Origin of the sequence: Proteiniphilum sp. UBA1028 (assembly GCF_002316955.1) — a bacterium.
Taxonomy (GTDB): domain Bacteria; phylum Bacteroidota; class Bacteroidia; order Bacteroidales; family Dysgonomonadaceae; genus Proteiniphilum.
In genome coordinates this window covers 1-25525 of the sequence record NZ_DCEN01000045.1, presented here as the reverse complement: position 1 = coordinate 25525, position 25525 = coordinate 1, and the positions used below count along the sequence as shown (strand labels likewise).

At 41.4% G+C, this 25525-nt stretch carries 12 protein-coding genes; 4 read left to right on the top strand and 8 right to left on the bottom strand.

What is annotated here, in order from left to right:
- The 3 genes from B3Z75_RS07855 to B3Z75_RS07845 form a co-directional block, all read left to right on the top strand.
- Nucleotides 1-719 (top strand): sialidase family protein (locus B3Z75_RS07855; RefSeq protein WP_294069673.1); only part of this gene is annotated, 719 nt, incomplete at its 5' end.
- Between the two features lie 96 nt (nucleotides 720-815).
- Nucleotides 816-3818: a SusC/RagA family TonB-linked outer membrane protein gene (locus B3Z75_RS07850; protein WP_414702883.1), complete on the top strand. Its 3003-nt coding sequence runs from the start codon at nucleotides 816-818 to the stop codon at nucleotides 3816-3818.
- Between the two features lie 19 nt (nucleotides 3819-3837).
- Nucleotides 3838-5679, top strand: coding sequence for a RagB/SusD family nutrient uptake outer membrane protein (locus B3Z75_RS07845; RefSeq protein WP_294069668.1), 1842 nt, complete (start codon nucleotides 3838-3840; stop codon nucleotides 5677-5679).
- 808 nt (nucleotides 5680-6487) lie between these two features.
- On the opposite strand, the gene B3Z75_RS07835 is transcribed toward B3Z75_RS07845, so the two are convergent.
- From B3Z75_RS07835 to B3Z75_RS07800, 8 genes are all read right to left on the bottom strand, one after another.
- Nucleotides 6488-8848 carry a beta-glucosidase gene (locus tag B3Z75_RS07835; protein ID WP_294069665.1) on the bottom strand — a complete coding sequence of 787 codons (2361 nt, stop codon included), beginning with the start codon at nucleotides 8846-8848 and terminating at the stop codon, nucleotides 6488-6490.
- Nucleotides 8849-8863: 15 nt separating this feature from the next.
- Nucleotides 8864-9997, bottom strand: coding sequence for an esterase (locus B3Z75_RS07830; RefSeq protein WP_294069662.1), 1134 nt, complete (start codon nucleotides 9995-9997; stop codon nucleotides 8864-8866).
- A 7-nt stretch (nucleotides 9998-10004) separates the two neighbouring features.
- Nucleotides 10005-11213, bottom strand: a complete 1209-nt coding sequence (locus B3Z75_RS07825; RefSeq protein WP_294069659.1) for an esterase — start codon at nucleotides 11211-11213, stop codon at nucleotides 10005-10007.
- Between the two features lie 65 nt (nucleotides 11214-11278).
- Nucleotides 11279-12073, bottom strand: coding sequence for an alpha/beta hydrolase (locus tag B3Z75_RS07820; protein WP_414702882.1), 795 nt, complete (start codon nucleotides 12071-12073; stop codon nucleotides 11279-11281).
- 294 nt (nucleotides 12074-12367) lie between these two features.
- On the bottom strand, nucleotides 12368-14728 hold the full coding sequence (locus B3Z75_RS07815) for a glycoside hydrolase family 3 N-terminal domain-containing protein (protein WP_414702881.1): 2361 nt from the start codon (nucleotides 14726-14728) through the stop codon (nucleotides 12368-12370).
- A 13-nt stretch (nucleotides 14729-14741) separates the two neighbouring features.
- Complete coding sequence (locus B3Z75_RS07810) at nucleotides 14742-16322, bottom strand: RagB/SusD family nutrient uptake outer membrane protein (protein WP_294069656.1); 1581 nt, start codon at nucleotides 16320-16322, stop codon at nucleotides 14742-14744.
- A gap of 28 nt (nucleotides 16323-16350) precedes the next feature.
- Nucleotides 16351-19428, bottom strand: a complete 3078-nt coding sequence (locus B3Z75_RS07805; protein WP_294069653.1) for a SusC/RagA family TonB-linked outer membrane protein — start codon at nucleotides 19426-19428, stop codon at nucleotides 16351-16353.
- Nucleotides 19429-19473: 45 nt separating this feature from the next.
- The gene (locus B3Z75_RS07800; protein ID WP_294069650.1) at nucleotides 19474-21123 is read right to left on the bottom strand and encodes a carboxylesterase/lipase family protein; all 1650 of its coding nucleotides are present in this window, start codon (nucleotides 21121-21123) and stop codon (nucleotides 19474-19476) included.
- 289 nt (nucleotides 21124-21412) lie between these two features.
- Between B3Z75_RS07800 and B3Z75_RS07795 the strand changes: the two genes are divergently transcribed.
- Nucleotides 21413-25456, top strand: coding sequence for a hybrid sensor histidine kinase/response regulator transcription factor (locus B3Z75_RS07795; RefSeq protein ID WP_294069647.1), 4044 nt, complete (start codon nucleotides 21413-21415; stop codon nucleotides 25454-25456).
- Nucleotides 25457-25525 lie beyond the last annotated feature (69 nt).

The window sequence follows — 25525 nt, the reverse complement described above, 5'->3', positions numbered from 1 at the left end:
TGCTCTTTTATAAGATAGGGAGTTCGGTGAGCGATTGGACAGGCCACCTGATACGTTCGTTTGATCACGGTATCACCTGGTCTGAGCCGGAGCATCTGCCGGAAGGCTTTATCGGACCCGTAAAGAACAAGCCGGTGATGGTGGGCAGCAAGATGATCTGTCCCTCCAGCCTCGAGGGAAGCCCCGGCTGGAGAGTACACTTCGAGATGACCGAAGACAAAGGCAAGACCTGGAGGAAGGTGGGCCCCATTAACGACGGGAAAGCTATCAGGGCCATCCAGCCAAGTATTTTAACTTACGAAGATGGTTCTCTGCAGATGCTTTGCAGAACCCGGGAAGGAAAACTGGCCGAGTCATGGTCGCACGATGGTGGAGAGACCTGGAGCGAGATGACACTTTCCAGTCTTCCCAACAACAATTCCGGAACAGATGCCGTGACGCTGATCGACGGCCGCCAGCTCCTGGTGTATAACCATGTGATCCCCCCCGGAGGCACCGGCAAAGGGCCCAGAACCCCTTTGAATATTGCCCTGTCGAAAGATGGAAAAGAGTGGTTTGCCGCACTTGTACCCGAAGATTCCCCCCTGGGCCAGTACTCCTATCCCTCGGTAATTCAGGGAAAAGACGGTTACATCCACGTTGTCTATACCTGGCGTCGCGAGCGAATCAAATATCTGAAAATAGATCCGGAACAATTGACCGTGATGCCGATGGAATAGGAAACAAGACATGAAATATATTTAATTAACTATGAGAACAAACGTTTATAACATTAATAAAACTAACTAAACAGTGAAATGAAAAATCAAAAATTAATGAGAGGGATAATGTCTCTGGTTCTTTTTTCTCTCTCCTTGGGATTATTTGCTCAAAACTTAACCTTAAGAGGAAAGATTACGGATAACCACAATGAACCGTTGATTGGAGTTACAGTTCAGTTAAGAGGCACAACTATCGGAACAATCACAGATCTGAATGGCGATTTTACCTTATCTGATATTCCGGTAAATGGAGTCATTGAGGTTTCCTATGTGGGGATGCAACAACAATCAATTCCCGTGAATGGGAGAACATTCATTAGCGTGACACTGGAAGAGGATAGCGAGACTCTTGATGAGTTGGTTGTCATTGGATATGGGGCAGTAAAAAAAAGAGACCTCACAGGCGCTGTCACTTCAATGAGTTCGGAAGATATTGCCATTGCTCCTACCACCAATGTGATGGAAGCTCTCTCCGGTAAGATTCCGGGTATGGATATCATACGTACCAGCGGAAGGGTAGGTCAAGGGGTCGATGTGCTCCTGAGAGGTTCACGTTCTATTTACGGTGACAACTCTCCACTATTCATCATCGATGGCATACCCGGTAGCTATAATCAGGTAAATCCTTCGGATATTGAAAGTGTGGATGTGCTTAAGGATGCATCCTCAACGGCCATATATGGATCTGCCGGTGCCAACGGAGTCGTCATCATTACAACTAAAAGAGGAAAGGAAGGTAAAACAAGCGTGAGTCTGGATAGCTATTTTGGATTCAGCGGTCAGCCGGAATTCTTTTATGGTATGATTGGCGGTGAATGGTTGCAATACCAGCGAGAGGCATACAAATACAAGAATGGCCAGTATCCGGCCGATATTTCTACCCTATTGCCCGATGCAGGAAATCTTCAGGCCTATAATCAGGGAAAATGGATCGATTGGGTGGATGAGGCTGCCGGCAATACCGCTACAAATCATAAAACCAATATATCAATTAACGGTGGAAATGAAAAAACCAGGGTCTATACCTCTCTGTCGTTTGACAGTGACAAGGGGTTGTTGAAGAATGAGAACCAAAACAGATACTTGCTTCGTTTCAATGTAGACCATGAGATTTTCAATTGGTTGAAAACAGGTCTATCTTCAAATATCAATTATGCCGATAGGAACAACGGAGTTAACAATACCTTTACCAGATCATTGTCCGCTTTCCCGTTGGGTGATGCATATGATGGAAACGGCAACATCAATCATGAGTATGCGTTGAACCAGTATTCTCCACTCGGAGATTTTATTCCTTATCAGTTTGAGAACAACAACAAAAATACCTATGTAAACCTGAACGGGAATATTGAAATCATTCCGCTTGAGGGGTTGAGTATCAAGACAGTCATCAACGGTACATTGAACAACTCCCGAACAGGTCAGTTCTGGGGCAACCAGGCCAATGCTAACCGTCCCTCCTATGCAGGCTCACCCCATGCCTCCATCACCAACAATTACGGCAGGAGTTATACTTGGGAAAATATTGCTTCTTTCAACAGGATATTTAACGATATCCATACACTCGGGGCCACATTTGTGACATCCTGGAGCAAGAGTCAGAATGAATTCAATATGGCGGCCAGTAGCGGACAACAGCTCGAATCCTGGTCCTACTGGCGGTTGATGTCGGGTACTTCACCCCATGTGGAGTCCGGTTTTGACCAGACACAGAAGATGTCTTATGCCGTTCGCATGAACTATGCTTTGCAGGGTAAGTATCTCTTTACTTTCTCCAATCGCTGGGATGGTGTCTCCTGGCTTTCGGCAGGTCATAAATGGGACAACTTCCCCGCAGCCGCTTTTGCCTGGCGTGTTTCGGATGAAGCATTCATGACCTCCCTCGATTGGATGACCAATCTGAAGCTGAGGATCGGCTATGGTGTTACCGGAAATTCTGGAGGAGTGGGTGCATATGGGTCAGCCACCAATGTGTACGCTTACTCAAGTTCCGGAATCTCCATCGACGGTAAGATTGTGCCATTCACCCAATACACGGGAACCTATGGCAATCCCAGTCTTGGTTGGGAAAAATCGAAAAACTGGAATCTAGGAGTTGATTTCGGGTTTATTAAAAATAGAATAAGCGGATCTTTGGATCTCTTTAAGACACACACAACAGGACTCTTATTTAAACGGACAATGCCTATCACTGCTGGGATTACCGGGTGGGGGGCGCCGCTCAGTAGTTGGGAAAATATTGCAGAAACCAGCAACAAGGGCATTGAGTTGGCCCTGCATGCCCACAATATTGCATCGAGAGAATTCAACTGGAAAACAGATTTCACTTTCACTTGGAATGAGGAACAGATTACATCACTCCCTACAGGTGATCTGATCAAAGAGAGCCTCTTTGAGGGATATCCGATCCGCTCAATCTATGATTACAGATACGAGGGTATCTGGAGCAGTGACACCCCACAGGAAACTTTGGATACCTATGGTGTGAAGCCGGGTTGGGTGAAGATTACAACCGTTAAAAAGGAGGACGATGGTGGTGTCCACAAATATAGTCAGGATGATAAACAGATACTGGGTCATCTCAATCCCGACTATGTGTTAGGTTTGAACAACAGTCTCCAGTATAGAAATCTGGATCTGTCGATCTTTGCAATGGCCCGTATGGGGCAAACCATTCAAAGTGATCTGTTAGGCTGGTATACCGCCAAAGCGAATACGATGACCAACCAGCCGAGAGGGGTTGATTACTGGACAGAAAACAATCAGCAGGCATACTATCCTGTACCGGGCAGTGGCGATGAACAGGATGTCATGACAGCACTGACAATTCGTGATGGCTCCTTTCTGAAAATCAAGAATATCACTTTGGGATATACTATGCCCGCGAAAATCATGCAAAAGACATTTATTGAAAATTGTCGTTTCTATGTGACAGCATACAACCCATACGTATTGGCTTTTGATAAACAGCTTAGTGGAACCGATCCAGAATCAAATGGTTCTGATGCTTTTCCATTGTATAAACAATATGTATTTGGCATCAATATCAATTTCTAATATCCTAAAATGTACTGTAATGAAACTAAAATTTAAATCAATCATACTCTATATCATCCTATTTATATCCTTCAATTTTCTTGAATCCTGTTCACTGGATGAATACAACCCCGGAGGATTTACCATGGAGGCGATGTCGACCTCGGAAGAGGGGTACCAGACATTGATCAACCAGTGTTACTTCGCGATGGAACGATATTTTTACGGTTCCGACAATTGGATGACACTTACCGAAGCGGATACCGATTTATGGACCTATCAAAGAAATATGTCCACATCCTGGACGCAATGGTTTTGGTATTTTGCCGGGGCAGCACCCAATACCACATACACCAATAACTGGTGGAATGGAACATACGATGGTATTGGCTCTTGCAATACCGCCATCTTTTATGCTGACAAAGTTCCTTTTAAGACCGAGCAGGAGAGAAATGCGAAGGTAGCTGAAGCCCGGTTCCTGAGAGCTGTTTACTATTTTAATGCTGTGGAACAGTTTGGAGGTGTAACCGTGATTACTGAACCGGCAAAATCAATCAGTTTCAAACCGGAAAGATCAGATCCCTTGACGGTCTACGAAGAGATTATCATACCCGATCTGTTGTTTGCGTTTGAATGGTTGGGAAAAGGCACAGATGCAACTACGACGATCCCCACTAAAAAATCTGCCCTGGGTTTCCTGGCTAAAGCCTATTTGCAAACCATCGCCCATGATGAAACAAAGAAATATGCAGCTGATGCCCTGAAATATGCAAAGATGCTGATTGATGATGCCGAGGCAGGGGGAGCGCAATACAATGCATTCATGTATCCTGATTATAAAGATGTTTTCAAGGAGTCTAACAATTGGAACAACAAAGAAGCACTCTGGAAACATCGCTGGTATGCAGGTAGCGATGGCCACGGATCAAGTAATGGTAATTATCGTATGAATCGCAACAACGAATATTTTGGTTGCAACCTGTTTCAGTTTGGCGCTTTTGTAGATAACCAGGATTTTCGTTTATCATGGGAAGGGAATCAATCGGGTATCTTTATGCCCACTCAGCATCTATTGAGTCTCTACGTCCAGGAAGATGGAACGCTTGATCCCCGATTCAATGAAGTATTTACAACGGAGTGGAAAGCTAATACCAACTATCAATGGGACGTTTCCACCGTAAGTAGATTTGATCGTGATGCTAGTGTGGTGGGAGAACAGATCACTTCCGGGGAGCTGGGAATCAAATTTATCATGCCGCAGGATCCTGATTATGCGGTGGAAGCATCCACGAAGCTCAATCAGAAATACCTGGTGGTGGACTACAAGGATGTCTACAATGATGTGAAGAAAAATATCAATGCCACCTATTCCTATCAAAATCCCACCGGCAATTATACATCCGATGGCTCTTCTGAGAATCCGTTTAATTATTTTTATCCTTCGTTGAACAAGCACAACAGTAGTAATTTCTACGTGGCAAATGCAAGTAAAAGCAGAAATGGGAATCTAAATGCAACGTTCATTATGCGAATGGCGGAGATTTACCTTATTGCTGCAGAAGCTGATATTTATGTAAACGGAGGATCAAACGCAAATGGTTATATCAATAAAGTACGTGCCAGAGCGGGTGCGAATCCAATCAGCGAGACGGTAACCATTAGAACTGTACTTGATGAGCGGGGACGTGAACTCTGTGGTGAGTATGCCAGATTCTATGATTTGAAACGTACCGGCATGTTAAAGAATAACAACTATCTGCAGGCTACGCATCCCGATTTGGCTAAATTCTTTCAACCGGAGTATGCACTCCGTCCCATCCCGACCGGTTTTACTCAGGCGTTGGAAGGCGGTGGCGCTTATTACCAGAATCCGGGATATTAAATGTGTGCTGAATGTCAGATTGAATTTAGTTTAAAGCAAGGAAAAGAGGCTGTCTCAAAATAAAATTTAACCTCCTGAGAAATGAATATTGGGATATGTTCTCAGATAGATATCCGAAATCGAGTAGGAGAAAATTAAAGTAGTTTTCTCCTACTTTAATTTTCGACCTCTCACACCACCGTACGTGACGTTCGGTATACGGCGGTACCTTAAGTGCGATAAACTTTACTATAGTAAAACTTACTTCCACCAGGTGGTTTTCAGTTATACCGATAACAGTCTGCACTCCCCCATATTCTTTGCATTCCGTGCTATCCTTTTGAGGGCAGTTATTATCTTGAGATAATATTTTCTGCATTCTTTCCATTATCGACTAACATTCATTTACTTCTCGCTTAATTAAGGTTCAACCCTTCCCAATATTATTAACATGGGTACTATGTCCTTGGCTGACTTCTCACGACAAGCGTTACTCCGTGCTTCAAAAAAACATCTCCACACGTCCGTGAGACCTCCCCGGATAAGAACGCAATCTTTCCGTCTTATACCTGCCGGATTTACTATGTGTGATTCCGAATAGTTATTGGGCTTTGTTTTGTTTTGCAAACTCACCTTCACACTTTAGCCTTATATCTGGTTTCTGTTCGTCAGTCCAGACTTTTGCCGCCGGCTTCCTTCAGATTACACATCACTATGGACACCCTTGCTATTGGCTAAACGATTCCCACTATTAGGGCTCGGTAGGGACTTGCACCCTTAAGATTACGGAAGCAGGAAAACACACAAGTAACCCCAAGTAGTCTAAACACTATGGTTTCAACACCGTTATTGGAGATTGTAACTGCAGTACATTATTTGTTTTCTCTACGCTCGGTGCAGAAATATTCAGCTCCAGTGACTTTTTAATATCTCGTGATGATGTACCTAAAAGTATAGTATAGCTACCGGAATCCACGATCCACGCACTCTTATTATTATTGAAAGAAGCTAAATCTGCTTTTGCGACACTCATTCTCAGGGTTTGGGTTTCTCCTGCTTTCAATTCTTTTGTCTTCACGAAAGCTTTAAGCTCTTTTGATGGCTTCGGCAAAGCAGTATTCTGTGGAGCCGTCACATACAACTGAACAACTTCTTTACCTGAAACGCTACCGGTGTTTGTGATATCTATACTTACAATAAAATCATTTTTTATATCCTCTATTAAAGGATTAGTGTACTCAAAAGAAGTATAAGATAGGCCATAACCAAAAGGATACGACACACTTTTTTGAAAGGTATCAAAATAACGATAGCCTACAAAAATATCTTCCTCGTAATTTGTATAATCAATATTTCGTAAAGGCTCTTTTCCATCACGCTGAGTTCCGGGGAAGTTGAGACCGATTGATTTTATAACTGCAGGATCCGATGGAAAATTGGCGGACGATGCAGCATCCATAAAATTAACAGGAAATGTCATAGGTAATTTGCCCGATGGGTTTACCTTTCCGCTTAGCACATCAGCAACCGTATTCCCACCTTCCTGCCCGGCTTGCCAGGCAATCAATATGGCATCGGGATAATCTTTCCAGGAAGCAGTTTCAATAACGCCCCCAATATTCAGAATAACTATAGTTTTCTTGCCTACGGCTTGAAAAGCTCGGGATACAACTTCAATCATTGTCTTTTCATTGGCAGTAAGATTAAAATCACCTTCTATCATTCGATCAACAAATTCACCCGAAGTGCGTCCTATAGTGATTAGTGCTACATCTGACTCCTTTACCTGCTGAGCCAACTGTGATGATGTTGGAACAAATTCTGCTCGACGCACCTTCGGCATGAATGCCGAAATAGGATTGCCTGAGTCAGGTTTGTTCTTTTCATTTTCAGCAGCAATGTATTCTTCGTATTGAATCTTTAATTGTGTATTCAATTGATATCCGGCATTTATTAAGCCATCAACTAAAGAGATGGTATAAGCTTCATTGACATCGCCGCTACCTGTACCACCGGAGATAAAATCATAAGAAGAAATGCCGTATGTAGCTACATTCTTTACTGAAGCTAACAAAGGAAGCGTATTGTTATTTTTTAGTAAAACCATCCCCTCCGCCGCAGATTGACGGGTTACGGTTGCGTTCGCTTTCAGATCAGGTTTATTGGAGTAAATATAACCTTTGAAACGGGGAGTTGCAAGAATCATATTCAATATATTCTTCACGTTACGATCTACATCCTTCATTGACACGCTTCCTTTTTCTATGGCTGCAACAATTGCATCATACTGTTTTTCGGAACCGGGCATTAACAAGTCGTTACCAGCACGCACCATTGCAGAAACATCACTTCCTGCAAACCAGTCAGTCATTACCACTCCTTTATACCCCCATTCATCACGAAGAATTGTTGTTAATAATTCATAGTTTTCAGGAGCATACGTACCGTTAATTCGATTATAAGAAGACATGATAGTCCAGGGATTAGATTCCTTTACCGCAATCTCAAAGCCTTTAAGATAGATCTCGCGCAAAGCGCGTGGTGACATCCGGCTATCATTACCCATACGATTGGTTTCCTGATTATTGGCAGCAAAGTGTTTTAATGAAACACCAACACCATTTGACTGGATACCTTTTGTCATTGCAGCCGCCATCTTTCCGGAGACTACCGGATCTTCCGAATAATATTCGAAGTTACGCCCACAAAGAGGATTACGATGGATATTAAGGGCAGGTGCAAGGAGAATATCAGCACCATATTCCAGCACCTCATTCCCCATAGCCTTGCCTACACTCTCTACCAATTCAGTATTCCAAGTGGCAGCTAAGGTTGTTGCAACAGGAAAAGCAGTACAAAAATAGGTTTGCTCATCGCCTTCCCGAATAGGAGTAATCCGTAAACCTGCGGGCCCGTCAGCCAATACAGTAGCGGGTATACCTAAACGGGGAATTGCATAAGTTGTACCTGCAGCACCGGGAACAAGTTGCTCCGTCTTACCCACGACAGTTGTTTCACCTGAAAAACCTGCCATTCCAGTTCCGACTAACAATTTGGCTTTCTCTTCCAAAGTCATAGCCTCCACAACTTTATCAACAGATGCTTTACCCATTTGAGGAGTCTTTTCTGTACAAGCAACAAAAAATAATGTAAAAGTTAAAATTGTTATTAGTATGTTTTTTTGATTCATAATAACTTTAAATAATCATTTAAACAGCATTGGAGCCAAAGTATTCAGATAATCCCGCCAGTTTGACCAAGTGTGTCCACCCCCCGTAACATGAAAAGTGTGTTTCAATCCATTTCTGTCTAAAGCTTCATGAAGGAGTTTTGCTCCCGGATAAGCGAAATCTGCATCACCACATGCCAGCCAATATAATTTATAACCCGCTTTTTTCAAAGCCTGCAGCTGATTATCTATATCTTGTCCTTCCCTTATTCCCATGCTCATGGGAGCAATGTAACCAAACATACCCGGATAATTATTTGCAATATTCATTGTGTGTCCACCACCCATTGATAGTCCTGATACTGCACGAGAACCGGGCCTGGATATAACCCGGTAATTCCTTTCAATAAAAGGAACAATGTCGTTTGCCAGACTATGTATATATAGGTTAGCAGTAGAGGGGTCACGATAATCAAAGGCATTCTCGGCAAGCATTAAAGGCTTTGCCGCCTGCTGACCCGGATTGCCATTAGGCATAACCACTATCATCGGCTTTGCTTTACCTTGTTCTATCAGATTATCTAATATCTGGCAAGCACGTCCCATATTCGACCAGGCATCTTCATCTCCACCTCCACCGTGAAGTAAATAAAGTACAGGATACTTCTGTTTACTTTTTTCATAACCGTGCGGAGTATATACATACATTCTTCTGTTCATTTTTAACGTTGGAGAATCATACCATACTTTCGTAAGATTGCCTCTTTTTTCAGCTTCTTTGTAATTTGCTGATCTTGGTCCGTCTATAAGCAACATGCTAAGGTAGCGGGTACCATCACGCTGCATCAATATATTACTGGCATCGCTCATCACTACTCCATCTACAATGAAGTGATAAGTATAGATCTCAGGATCTGGTGTAGGCAAGGTTACTTCCCAGATGCCATTTTCTTTTTCTGTCAAATCCTGCCTGTCGGTATAATTTGCCATCCATGAGCCATATAACTTTACATCCCTGGCTTTTGCCGCCTTTATGCGAAAGATTACTTCGTTGCCTGATATTTCAGGTGAAATTATCGGTTTACTATTCACAAAATTAGCAAGCTCTTGTGCTGGTACTAAAGTAGAGCATAAGAAAATGGCAAGTGATAAAAAAATGATTTTCTTCATGACTTTGTTATTTAAATAACATTGGTGCAAACTCTGACAAATAAATCCGCCAGTTTTTCCAAATATGCCCTTCACCGCTCTCGCGATAAATGTATTTGAATCCAATTTCATCCATCTTTTTCATACTGTCGATAACACTTTGGTACAAAAAGTCTGTATCACCGCAGGCAATCCAGTACAGATTGAATCCATTCTTTTGCTGAGTTTGTAGTTTTTTTACAAACTCCTCAGTGTTTTTAGCTACGTCCTCGTTGTTACGAGCCATCATGGTTGCAATAGGAGGTGCAGAGAATACACCTACGTAATTATAAGTATTCGGATATTGAGCTGAGATAGCAGCAGAATGCATTCCTCCCATAGATAAACCAGCGATAGCACGGTTAGCTTTGTCCTTCTTAACACGATAATTACTTTCAACGAATTTTATTATGTCACCAAAACTATCTTCCATACTGGCAACAGCCTGACGTGAGCCACCTCCCATAGCGGGTAAATAATTACGATTAGTTTCACCTGGTGCAGCTGTATTCTGTGTATGTCCGTTTGGCATAACAACAATCATGGGTTTAACCTTTCCCTGATCAATCAAATTATCCATTATTTGGGCAGTTCGTCCTAAAGCAATCCAAGCTTCTTCATCGCCACCCGAACCATGAAGAAGATAAAACACGGGGTAAGTTTGATTATTGCCTTCATATCCAGGAGGAGTATAAATAGTTATACGACGCTGTTCTTTTAATGTCGGACTGTCATACCATCTCCGTACAACACTACCGTGCTTAACATCTTTGATGCTATAGAGATCACCCGGATTTCCAGGTATGATAAACACATTCGTTACCGATGCTACGTCACGAATCATGGACACATTTGCAGGGTCATTGATGCGCAAACCATCAACAATGAATGTATAACTGTAAAGTTCAGAGGCCAACGGAGCAGGAGTTGTATATTCCCAAACTCCACCTTCACCCTCTTTCAATTGAGCTGTACCGGGCAAATCATATTTTCCAAAAGGGGTTTCAGTTGGTTGAGGTGGCAAGAAGTCACCGGTTACTTCAACCTTCACAGCCTTCGGCGCTCTCAACCGGAAGGTCACGGTGTTGTTTTCATGAATCTCAGGAGAAACAATAGCTTGTCCTCCCCAAAGAGCTTGCTGTGAAAATGATGTCACAGCCATAAGCAGCATGACTGTCAGAATAGTTAATCGTTTCATATTCAAAAGTTTAAAAATTTATATATTGGTATTTCGTTGTGCAATGTTGCAATAGTTTCAATTAATTACTTCCCGAAGTTCCGTGAAACATGTGGTATGCATATATACATCGCTGAGTTCCAGTATTCCCATGTGTGTGCTCCGTCGCGTATCCGGAATTCGTGCTTAATTTGTTTTTTACGCATTGCCTGATTGAGCTCGATATTTCGGTCGAGCAAGAAGTCATCGTCACCACAGTTCATAAACCAATTCAGCGTTTGCAAGTGTTTTACCCGGTCTGCGTCCGCGTCTTCTACGAAGCGGACAGCGCTATTCTCCTGTACCGATTTTGTAAGGATAGCCATCTTATCATCAGGGCTTTGAGATGGAGCAGCATCTTGTTCAGGTATATTCATTAGGGCACTCATAGCGTATACCGAGTTGAACATATCAGGGTGCTTTTGCCCATAAACCGTAGTTCCACCCCCGCCCATTGACAATCCTGCAATAGCCCTGTTTTCCTTGTCTCCGACCACCCGGTAAGTGGATTCTATGAAAGGGAGGAATTCAGTAAAGAAGAAGGTTTCGTATGCCCAGCCAGGCATATCGAAATAGCCATTCCAGGCGCCTTCATAAATATTTCCTCCTGCATTTGGAGTTACAATAATCATTTCTACGGCCTCACCTGAGGCAACTAGCTGATTCATAACATCTTTTACATGCCATCGCTCATACCAACCCTTGTTGGTATCCATCATACCGTGAAGGAGATAAAGAATAGGATATTTTCTGTTTGGCTCCTGATCATAAGAAACAGGTAAAAAAATGCTATACTCCCGCTCAGCATTCAATACTTTACTTTGAATCACTTTAGTCTCCACTTTACTCTGCGGCGCTCAAGCGATTTGTACCGAAGTAATAAGAGCCATGCTAAATAGCAATGTTAAAAAAACAGTTCGTTTCATGTGTTTATATATTATTTTTACATTATGGTCACATGGAATCTTTGACGATTTCATATTATTATTTTTTAGATTTTCTATAAATCAAATGAAGTCAATCAATTCAAAACGGTTTCTAAATAAAATGTGGTCAATTTGATGAATTTACATATTCAAAGATAATTTATTCTTGTTTCAGATTAAGTTGAGAGGCTTTAATTGCTTCTCTCTTAATTATCGAATTGTTTTGATTTCTGCTAGAGGAGCCATGACATCGTGTGCCTCTATCGTCTTTACTTGCGCAACATCCTGATCCACAAAACATCTCACGTCAGTTGATGAGGCAGATACCAGCCATTGGTATGTTCCTTTTTCCAATACCCATGAACTTGTTTTTACATTAAACGATGACATATCCATCAGCTTCCATCTTAACGTCACAACTTCACTTTCACCAGGTTTTAATTCTTTCGTTTTAGCCAATGCTTTCAGTTCTTTCGAAGGTTTATTCAAATCTTTTCCGGGTGCTTTCACATAGAGCTGAACAGCTTCTTTACCTGCTACTTGTCCACTATTAGTAACCTTCACTTTTACTTCGCAGTTCTCGTTCAGGATAGACGAACTAATTACTTCATAGTCAAATGTAGTATAAGAGAGTCCAAAACCAAACGGATATGAAACTTCTTTGTTAAACGTATCAAAATAACGGTACCCAACATAAATACCTTCCTCATAATTAGTGAAATCCACATTGCGTTCCGATTCTTTCGGTTTAACTTCCTTCTGATCACGTTGCACATTCATGCCGCTACCCATCATAAATGAAGGCATTTTGAACTCGTAATCAAAGGGAAAATTGTTATCAGAAGGGGCGTCTCCATACTTCAAGGCAAACGTAACCGGAAGTTTACCCGATGGATTGACCTCTCCTGTCAACACATCAGTAACACAATGACCAACCTCCTGCCCCGGTTGAAAGGCACAGATGATTGCGTCCGCCATTGATTTCCATGATGCAGTTTCAACAGGACTGCAGATGTTGAGAATTACAACCACTTTCTTTCCGGCAGCATGATAGGCATCCGATACCTGTTTTAGTAGGGCGTTTTCATTTTTGGTAAGATAAAATTCGTTGGCATGTCGGTCTTTTGCTTCACCGCTGGTACGCCCGATTGTAAGAATCGCCAGATCGTTTAGCTTGACTTGTGCCGCCATTTCTGCAGCAGTGGGAAGAAATTCATCCGCTCGGGGTGGCGGAGTAAAAGAAAAAGAAGGGCGACCATTGGGAAATAATCTTTTTTGCTCTTCTTGTAGATGTTTTTGATATTGCTGAGTTAATTTTTTATCTACCGTGTAGGAAGCCTTTCGAAGACCTTCAACCATGGAAACAGTATATCGCCCAAAACCGGTACTTCCGAAACCCATTCCTGCCGGCACCATATCGTAAGATGTTGTACCATAGAGTGCAATCTGATTGATTTTTTTATCTATTGGAAGAACACCATTGTTGGCCAGCAAAACGATCCCCTCTGAGCCAGCCTGCCTTGAAACAGTAGCATGTGCTTTAAGGTCTGTTTCGTTGGGATAGTTATAGTTATTAAAGCTATGACATTTAACTACCAGCTCAAGCACGCGCTTCACGTTCCTGTCTAAAATTTCCTCGTCTAAAATCCCATTCTTAACAGCATCATATATTGACTTAAACTGACGGTCTTGCCCTGGCTGTAACATATCATTTCCTGCATTCATTGAGGCAACTGCATCTTGTCCGGCATTCCAGTCTGACATTACCAGACCTTTGAACCCCCATTCATCTCTTAAGATATCAGTTGTTAATCCTTTATCCTCGCTCGTATACTTTCCATTGACCTTATTATAAGCTGTCATGACTGTCCACGGCTGGGATTCTTTAACCGCAATTTCAAAACCTTTAAGATACAGTTCTCTCAATGTTCGTTGGTCAAGTCGGGAATCGTTGTTATTGCGGTTTGTCTCCTGACTATTTACAGCAAAGTGCTTAATACTGGTGCCTACACCTTTACTTTGAACCCCATTAATGAAGCCGGCTGCAATTTTACCGGTCAATAAAGGATCTTCGGAATAATACTCGTGATTGCGTCCGTTGAGAACATTTCTCATCAGATTCACACCGGGAGCTAATAGCACATCCATCCCATAATCTTTTACTTCGGTACCAAGAGCTTCGCCTACCTTAAATGCTACATCGGGATTAAAGGTAGCGGCTACTGTTGTGCCTGAAGGAAATTCAGTGGTATAATAGAACCGGCTATCGAAATCGCGTCGAACGCTCATAGCCAAACGATGAGGTCCATCGGCAAAATAAACCGATGGAATACCAAGACGGGGAATCTCATAGGTACGTCCTGCGGTTCCGGGGAATTTAGCATCACCACCCATAGGCATGCCACAACCAATTACCATTCGGACTTTTTCCTCCAACGTCATTACTTTAACAATCTCATCAATATTGTTTTTATTAAGTGTGATCTGTTGTGTAATAATATTTGCCTGGCTAAATAGCATGGCCAGAAAGATAATAAAACAAGGTTTCATACGACTAATTTGTTTTTTCATTTTATTTTGCTCATTACCACCCTTCATTCTGAACCATATTGGGATTCAGACGAATCTCGGTTGCGGGAATGGGTAAAAGGTTGTGTCTGGCTTTGAAGCCATAACGATTCGGATCGGTATTGTACTGTTTGTATTCAACTACCACATTGTCGGGTTCACTTAACGAGGTAGCCTTGTTTGTTAGTAAAGGCGTTACAGCACCTTGATTTTTCAATAAACTTTCAGCATCCTTCCAACGTATAATGTCCTGATATCTTGTATACTCACTGCATAGCTCCAATCGTTTCTCCAACTTGATGGCATCCAGATTGGCAATCTTAAACGGTAATCTGGCACGAGTACGAACCTCGTTCAGACAGGCATTAGCCTCTGATTGATTTCCTGCCATTAAATTTGCCTCGGCAGCAAGCAACAGGACTTCCGCATAGCGTATCCAGCGGTAGTTATTGAAAGAACACCAGAACGTAATAGGCGCTTCTGCAGATGTAAAGCGACGCTTCCACATGAAAACGCCTTCATTTATAATGGTTTTCCCTTTTTGTAATTTTACACCTAAGTCGTTCATCTGAGCATAAGTTTTCAATGTGTGATTCAGACGATATCCATTAACTCCCTCTTCTGCGACAAATGCGTCGTATAAATTCTTTTGAGGCACCATAAACCCCCAGCCCGTGTCTTTGTAATCATTAAATTTTGGAGAAGTTGCTTCCAAATTATCCATACGCCAGTGATTCATCACATTGAAGAAGCCAAACTCATCGAAAGGATTACTTGTGTCAAGAATACGATTACTCTCCAACATACTTTCAGTGGATCTTTCAGCTTTATATGTGAGAAGGTCTTCATAATTTCCTTTGTAAAGGGCATATTTTCCGCTTTTTCGTACTTCATTCAATACTCTGGCAGCATCCGCATATTTCTCCTGCCATAAATATGCCTTGCCAAGCATTGTCTGAGCCACCTGTTTTGTGATACGCCATGTCGTCTTATCGTTCACATCCTTTTTTTCTTGCAAATATCCTGAGCCAATAGCCTCGGTCAAGTCCTTTTCAACGAATGCCCAAAGTTCTTCCTTTGGTGACTTGGGCATCTGATACTCATCAGGATTTAGTTCACGATCTACCAACGGCACTTCACCCCACATTGAGATTAAGTCGAAATAGGCGAAAGCACGGAAGAATTTTGCTTCGGCATGGGCCATCTTTTTGATGTCGGAGTCCGGCTCAATACGACCCAAAATTACATTGGCCTTATATATCAAACTATAATAACTCTCCCATACACCGCGAATAAAACTCTGATCTGAACCGAATGAAAATTCGTTGCAGCTTTCCAGTTCAGCATTATCATTTCGTCCTCCGCCACCAGCCCACACATCATCGGAGAGCGCATTCTTTAACATTGTATAATTATAATACGTCCCTTTTAACTGAATATAAAGTGCATTGGATGCTGCCTCAGCGTGCTCATCTGTCTGGTAATAGAATGAATAATCAAGAACGCCTTTCTGAGGTATATCAAGGTTGTCTTCACAAGTAGTTAGACTCAATATGAGTAAACTTCCTACTATTAAAGATAATTTTTTATTTTCCATCTTGTTTGCTTATTTATAGAAAAAATAATTAGAATGTAACAGTTAATCCCAAAACCACTTTCTTTGAATTGGGATAGCTTCCTTTATCTACTCCCAATCCGCTGCCTACACCTGTTACCTCGGGGTCAAAACCGGGATATTCGGTAAAAGTAAAATAATCTTCTAATGAACCATACAGGCGTAAGTTCTCAACAGCTACCTTTTTTAGTAAATCTTTTGGAACGGAATATCCGAACTGAATTTGCTTAATCTTAAAGTAGGATCCATCGAAAACCGATCCCGACGAAGTCATAAATTTAGTATAATCAGTTGCGTAAGCTCTTGGAGTAATGCCATTGGGATTGTTTTTTGTCCAACGATTCTCAGTAAAATATGTGAGTTGATTCAGGTTATAGTCAACCCGATTTAAACCGATATAAATATCGTTACCATATGAGCCGGTGCCAAACATGATAAAATCGAAGTTCTTCCAACCCGCAGTCAAGGTAACACCGTATGTTAAATCTGCCATTCCTTTTCCAATTTCAGTCTTATCATTATCAGTGATGACATTGTCTCCGTCCATATCCTTGAACAGTGGTTCTCCTGTTTCCTTATCAACGCCTTCAAATTCATAACCGTAAAAATACCAGGCTGGTTTGCCTACCTCAAAACGGGTGATGGCACCATATGTCACCAAGGTTGCCCCATCAATGGCAGCTAGAGATTCGTGAATATAGGTTACTTTGTTTTTTAATGTTGCAATATTGCCTCTTATACCGTATGAGAAATCGCCAATATGTTCTTGCCAACCAATTTCCAGTTCAAATCCTTTGTTGGTAATATTGCCGGCGTTTACAGGTGAAAAAGTATTACCAACAACAGTGGATGCTTTAATTCCCGACACAATTAAGTCTTTGGTTTCCTTGTTAAAATAATCTGCTGATACTGACAGGCGATTATTGAAAAATCGAGCGTCAATTCCGATATTAGTCTGTTCAGATGTTTCCCATTTCAGATATTCATTTCCGGTAGCAGACGGAGCATAACCATTCACGTAATGAAAATCGTCATTTTCACCCACAGCTAAATGACCACTTGGAACAACCGAAACATTCCATCGATATCCACCAAGTGATGCTGTAGATCCGTTTTGCCCCCAACTGGTACGAAGTTTTAAATGAGACATCCATTTCTGTGTGCCTTGCATAAACTTTTCCTGAGAAATAACCCAACCCAAAGAAGCTGCGGGGAAATACCCCCAACGCATGTTCTTTGGCAACACTGAAAGGTCTGCCGCATCTGCTCTAAGTGAAACCTGTGCTAAGTACTTACCTTCGTAATCATAGTTTAGTCGCCCGAAATAAGCCAGTTTGCGAATATAATTCTCTTCACCTCCCGAAACATCCTTTGCAGCATCTGAATTTGCGTAAGCAAAGTACCAAAAGAGCGGGTCGTCTTGTAAGAAACCAATATTCTGATCATCACCTCTTTTATCACCACTAACTCCGAAGCTGCGGCTTTCGCTGTATGATGTACCAAGCATCAGGGTTGTCAAATTCTTACCAAACGCATGGTTATAATTCATAAAGTTTTCCCATTGCCAGTACGTCGGGCTATTGTCAGAGGCATTTACCTGGATATAGTCTTGCTTGGCAGTGCCGTGATAATAATAGTCGTGACTAACGCCATAAGAGGATGAGGAAGAGAGACGATAGCCCAAACGCGAGGTAATTGTTAAAGGATTAATAGGTGTAAAATTAAAATAAGTTGTACCGTTTATATTATAACCTCTACTTTTAGTGAATGAACGATCTCGCATGACAAATGGATTGATAGCTTCTGCATTGCCGGTGAATGCGGAAACACCATAAAGATTTCCATGACCATCGCCTAACATATTAGGATGCAAAGCGTAAATATTCGACATATGTTCGGGCAGGTTGTCTATGGGATATAGCGGTTTTGTCAAAGGATCCAGCTGTAAAACTGATAAAAGTAAACTACCATACTCAGATCCTTCTGCTACGGATTCAGCTTTATAATGCTCTATCTGGTTATTCGATCCAACCTCCAGCCACGGTTTAATCTTCCAGCTAGCATTAATCATACCGGTCAGGCGCTCGTAAATATCCGCATCACCAATCACCATGCCGTTATTCTTCAGATCTGAAAGAGACAGGTAGAAAGCCCCCTTGTCACTACCTCCTTGGAAAGTAACGCCGTGACGTATCATGGAACTTTTTTCAAAAGCAACATCAGTCCAGTCGGTGTCAGTAACACCATCCCAATTAATATCGAATGCACCTTCTGTAATCTTACCGGCTTCAATGAAATAATCCTTGTACTGTTGGGCATTCATTACTTCAGGTATTTTTCCAAGACTCTGCGAAGTATTCTGAAAATTATAGGTTATTTTTCCGCTACCTTTCCCTTTTTTAGTGGTGATCAGGACAACACCATTTCCGGCGGCAGCACCATAGATAGCAGCAGAAGCACCATCCTTAAGTACTTCCATTGACTCAATGTCATTCGGATCGATCCCTCCAATATTGGCAGCTATCCGCCCATCTACCACATACAATGGATCGCTTGGACCATTGGAGCTGATGCCGCGAATTCTCACCTGTGGCGATGCTCCCGGTCTTGCAGAAGCACTAAGCACCTGCACTCCTGCCGTTTTACCTTGCAAAGCCTGCTCGGGACGAGTGATTGTACGAGCTTCCATATCTTCGGATTTCACAGAAGAAACGGCGCCGGTCAGTGAGCTTTTTCTTTGTACGCCATACCCTATTACAACCACTTCATCCAAAGACTGCACATCTTCTTCCATAACAATATTCAACGTTGCACCACTTACAAGGTGTTCTTGAGAAACGTAACCAATATAAGAAAACATCAATGTAGCTCCTTGCTGAACAGATAATTGATAATTACCGTCAATATCGGTAACAACACCATTATTTGTATCCTTCTCAAGCACACTCGCACCAATAATTGGCTCATTTTTGTTATCCACAACCTTACCTCTCACTTGTACTGACCTTTGTGCCAATAATAACGGAACGGAAATCATCAAGGAGAGCATCGTCATCATTAGTCTCTTCAATAAATCTTCATTCTTCATTTTGTTTTGTTTATTAGATAGTTAATCGCATAATTGCTTTTTTAATTAAAAGTCATTTTGAGGAAATAACCTGACAATGTCCAATAGTTCCTTGTCATGGTTATATTTTACTTCACAGGTATTATCAAAAAACATCGTTACGCCCTCTTCTGGTGTATATCGTTCCCAATCGGGTAGATCTTCGGTATTTGGATTACCTGTATGAGCGAAGCTAAGCCAGGCACCACTCATCCGCTCAGCCAACAATTGTGCTTCTGCTCCTCCACCTGTCATATGTCGTGCTTTTTGTACATTATCAAATACGAAAGGTAGTTCCATACAGTGCAGAGATCGAAGACTACCGTCCAACACAGGAGATTCCCAAGTAAAAAAATACATATAAACCGGTGCACCACCTTGAGCAGATTTAATATTTGCCAGTTCTACGGTGTTTGGCCGAAAAAGAAAATCAATATCAATCAGGTCCTGCGGTTTATAATTTGAGTAGGCCTTCTCAAATGCCCGGAGAAATTCATCAACACGCTCACCGTATTTCTGTCTTATGCGCTCAACAGCCTGCTCACGTGTAATATTGCGCAGAGATGGCACATATGTGCTCTTACAAAATTCATGGAGATTAGAACCTAACAAAACGGGAATTTCCTTACTTTGATCGGGTGCCCGGGAACTGAACGGTTGTGAAGGCAGTACATTATCGTCAACGGTTGGAGCCCATCCAAATATAAAAGCAGAGTGACCTTCTTTTTCAGCTTCCCGCCTCACCTCTGTTACAGCCCTGTCGCCGGCAGCCAACAACTTGTCATAAGGCAGTTGTTGTAACACATCAATTTCTGATGAATTCAACCCTAATTCCCTCATTACTGCCGTACCAATCCGGCGCGACCATTTGGCTTCCATTGTACGCAGCATGGCTCCGCTTTGAATAATAGCCTTATGAAATAATCCTTTTGCTGATGGTGTGGCAAGCAAAGTGGACACTTTACCACCACCGCCGGATTGTCCAAAAATGGTAACATTTGAGGCATCACCTCCAAAATATGATATATTCCTGTTTACCCACTGAAGTGCAGCTACAATATCGAGTAGTCCAACATTCCCTGATTCTTTGAATTTTTCGCCATATGCCGAAAGATCAAGAAAGCCGAGCACATTGAGGCGGTGATTCAAGGTAACCACAACAACGTCTCCGTCACCGGCGAGATTAGTTCCATCGTAAGAAGGGAGCTCCTGTCCTGATCCGGCAGAGTATCCTCCGCCATGGAGCCAAACCATCACAGGACGTTTTTTATAATCGTTAATGCCAGGCGTCCAGATATTTATGCGCATACAATCCTCATCAGCATACCCATCGTCCCAGTCGAACGCAAAAGCTTGTTCATCATTAAGCCAGCCTGTTCGTTTTGCCTGTGGGCATGTAGGACCGTATGAACGACTACTTCGAACTCCTTCCCACTTGTTAACTGCTATGGGAGGCATGAATCGTTCTGCCTGAGCGTATGGAATTCCTTTATATATGTAAACTCCCTTTTCTATATATCCTGCTACTTCTCCTGATTCTGTATTTACTACTGTTGAGTTTTCCGATGTCATAATTTCACATTGGGTCTCATCCACAACTCTAACAGAAGTATTGTTGACGCATAATAAGAACGACGATAAGATGAAAGCAATAATTGATACAAGATATATCCACATATTAAATCATGGCTGTTTGTGTATGTGCAAAATTAGGGCGCTTTATGTGAAAACTCTTTTTGATATGTTTAAAAGAGTTTCTTATTTGTCCAAATCGACTTTCGTTTTTGTCCAAAAATTATCAAATTTGTGTAAAAATGCATTTATTTGGTATTCCTTAACATTTCGCTGTCTCAGAAATAGAAAATAATTTTTTTCGTCTTTGGAAAAGAGCATTTAATTGTGTATTTTTGGCTAATACATTGGATAATGACCACTTATTTTTAATTCACAACTTTTAATATTTATCATGCGTAATCTTGTCATCACCTTACTATTAATACTTCTTGTTGCTTGCGAAAATAAAAAAAGCTTTAATGAATTATCGAATGTTGAAAGTCCAATTATTGCGAGTGACATTTCCAGTCAAAAGATTACTGCTTTTGCCGAAGATAGACATGGGCATATATGGATAGGTACTTCCAGAGGACTAAATAAATACGACGGAAATGAGTTTTATCAATATTTCAGCACCGATGATTCGTTAGGTTTGCCTGATAACCAAATTACCGATATTTTACTCGACTCAAAAAAGCGTCTGTGGATAGCGACCGTTAACGGCGTCTGCCGCTATACTGAAAAAGATAATTTCCACCGTATACCCATTAAACAAAGTAACCAAAATGGACAACAACTAATTGAAACTCGGGATGGACAGATCCTTCTCAACTTTTATTTTTCGTTAGCTATTTACAATCCCGATACTGACAGCTTCGATGAGTTTAAGCAATACGATACCCCTCATCTTTCTATGAATTTTTTTTCAGACGCCGGTAATGACCTGTGGTCTGTTAACGACAGGACTATAAATAGATACAATTCTAAAACTTTAAAGTTGGAGGATTCGATAACTATGGATTTTAATGTTCAAACTTCGTACCTGTGGAGAAATAACGAACTGTGGATTTCAGGGGATGGGAAAGTCGCAATTTTTGATACTCGTACGCGCCGTTTTGTTCATACGCCACCATGTATTACTAATCACCCTCTGTTTAAACTGAGTTCTGTTCGAAAAATATACTCTATTAATTCCGGTACTCTGGTAATTGCAACTGATAATCACGGCTTGTTTGTCTATAATCGGGGAGAGCAAACTCTTTTCCATCAGAATGAAAGCGGATTTCCATTTTCGGGAACAGATGATCAAATCAGCACTCTGTTTGTTGACTCTCAAAACAACCTTTGGTTAGGAACTGACGATCAAGGCTTTTCAACTCGAAACAGTTACAAGGAACGGTTTAATAATGACAATTTCTTAAGTGAATATTTTCGCAATAAGCCTGTGTTGGCGTTGGCTGAGGATGATGATCGTAATCTTTGGTTATTGACAAAAATGAATGGGCTCTATATCTATAATTTGGGTGAGAAAAGGATCCAAAACCTGGATATATCCTCTTTATTAAACTCAGCCGTATCGGACAAAAAAGGCGAAGCAGTGATCAGTTCGATGTTTTTAGATGACGAGGGAGACATTTGGTTGGCTTCAAGTGAGTCTAATTGGGTATGTCAATGCAAACTCGATGGGAATAGGCTGACTTTACAGAGATCATTTCAGATTCAAGGCCCGCATGTGTTCACACAAGACGATGATGGTACCATTTGGATTAGCACTACTTCAGAATATGTCTATTCACTTAAAAAGGGCGAAACAGAATTCGAACCTTTACAGGTGTTTCAGCCATTCTTCAATTTCGTTTCAGGTTTTATTATATTACGAAATGGCAAAATCATGGCATCACCCTTTTATCATAGGCCCAAAATGATAGAGCCTAAAAGTCGCGAAGTTGAAACCATTAATTTTGATGAAAAAGAATGGAAACAGAGCATTCCACGCTCAGTACTTATTACAAACGTGCTTTTCGAAGATAGTCGTGGCCAGATTTGGATTGGTACCAAAACCAATGGTATTCTTCGTTACTACCCGGACAGAGGTCGTCTAGAGCCCGTCCCCGGAACACCCTGTATGGATATCGTTTCAATTGAAGAAGATGTACACGGAAATCTGTGGGTGGGGACTGAATACGGTCTAGGTCACTATAACAGAGACACCAATAGTTTCACAAACTACTTCGCCTCCTCAGGCATAGGAGGTAACCAGTTTATAGAAAGATCATCCTGTATTCTTTCAAACGGAACATTAGTGTTCGGCGGAACTCATGGCCTAACTTTCTTCGATCCAATAGACTTACCTGAAAAACGAAAGATCCCTCTGCTTTTTGAAAATTTAAAAGTACATAATGTTTTGATACATCCACAAGATAATGACGCCAACATAACAAAGCACCTTTCCTTTAAACCGGATATCCGCTTGCGACATTACCAGAACGGATTTAGTATCTCTTATGCCGCACTGGATTACAGCAAATTCAAAAGAGTTAATTATTACTATAAACTCGAGGGATTTGATAAATATTGGGTGGATGCGAATAATAACCGGGAAGCCTACTATGCTAATTTACCTGCCGGCAAGTACAACTTTTCAATTCGGATTGCCGACAACGATCAGAGTATTGCCGAGACACAGGAGACTATCCGTATCATTGTTGAACCTGCCCCTTGGCTTACATGGTGGGCATGGACCCTTTATATCCTCATAGCTAGTTCGGTAATTATACTTGTTTTCCGTGGTTTGTGGAGAATCCGAAAAGAAAAAGAAGTTGCTTTTTTGGCTGAAAAAGAGAAAGAACATGAGCAGCGAACCAATCAAATGAATATGCGTTTCTTTACGAATGTATCACACGAGTTTCGCACCCCACTCACCATGATTGCCGGCCCCATATCTCAACTTTACGAAAACACAAACATCCCTCAAAACGAGAGAGCATTGCTTGGCATTGTAAAACGCAGTGTGACACGTATGCTTCAGTTGGTTAACCAGATGATGGATTTCCATATGCTTGAGAATGACACATTAAAACTTAAAGTGAAATTAAAAGACGTAACTGAACAGTTATCTCACATAATAGATGTGTTTCGTATCAACACACAAAGCAAGGGTGTTGATTTGCGGGTTGAAGGACTCGAAGACCGTTATGAAATGTGGGTCGATGAAGACAAAATGGACAAGATTTTGGGGAATCTGCTTTCCAATGCAGTGAAATTCACTCCTTCCGGTGGTGTCATTGCTGTTGATTTTGACATAATAAGCCGTCGCGAAGCAGAATTGTTGTTTGAAATGAGACCGGATAATCAGGCAACACTTTTTGCAAAACTTACGGTTACTGACAATGGAAAGGGAATTCCGGAAGGAAAAGAGGAGAAGATATTCGAACGTTCTTTTAAGGCAGACAATAATGATAACAGCAATTATTATAGTACCGGAATCGGATTGTATCATGCTCGTAGCTTGACTGAACTACATCATGGCTATTTAAAAGCTGAAAACAAAAGCGATGGTCAGGGTGCTATTTTCACACTTCTTATTCCAGTGAGCGAAGAATGTTACGCCGAAAGTGAACGCATTCAAGAAACAGAGACAGGATCAAAGAGGTACCAGTTGGAACAAAGCGATTCGTTCATGGTAGAAAACTTGTCGATGCAACGTGCCCAAAAGACAGTTTTCGTAGTTGAAGACGATCCCGAACTCTCTAATTACCTTCATACTATTCTCTCACCACATTACAATGTAGTTCGTCATTTTGATGCAGACAAGGCATATCAGCAAATGTTAGAAGAAGCTCCGGATCTGGTTTTAAGCGATGTGGTGATGCCTGACAAGGATGGATACAGTTTTTGTCGAGATATCAAGAACAACATACAACTCAGCCACATCCCTGTAGTATTGGTAACCGCAAAAACAGCACTGGAAGACAAAATAAAGGGATTGTATACAGGTGCAGATGCATACATAACAAAACCGTTTGAACCTTCGTATCTGCTGGCACTCGTCAATTCACAATTGATAAATCGTGAAAAAGTACAGCTGTTACTCTCTGCTACAACAAAGACAGATAAAATTGACAAAGATGTTCTTTCTCATCATGATAACGTATTCATGTCTGAACTCTATCATTTGATGGAAACTGAATTATCTAATTCAGAACTAGACATTTTGCAGATGACAGAAAGAATGAAGATTTCGCGTTCCAAGTTTTATTATAAGGTAAAGGGATTGACAGGTGAGAACCCTGCAGCTTTTTTTAGAATATATAAGCTAAATCGCGCTGCTGAATTGATAAAGGAGGGTAAATATAATATTTCGGAAATTGCCGATATGACCGGATTTACGACTCTATCACATTTTTCTGCAAGTTTTAAGAAACAATTTGGTGAATCCCCCAGTAAGTATCATTAATCCGGTACTGATTATTCCTTTTCCTGAAGTTGTCTTTTGACTTTTTAGCGCAATCAGGTTGAAGCGTGG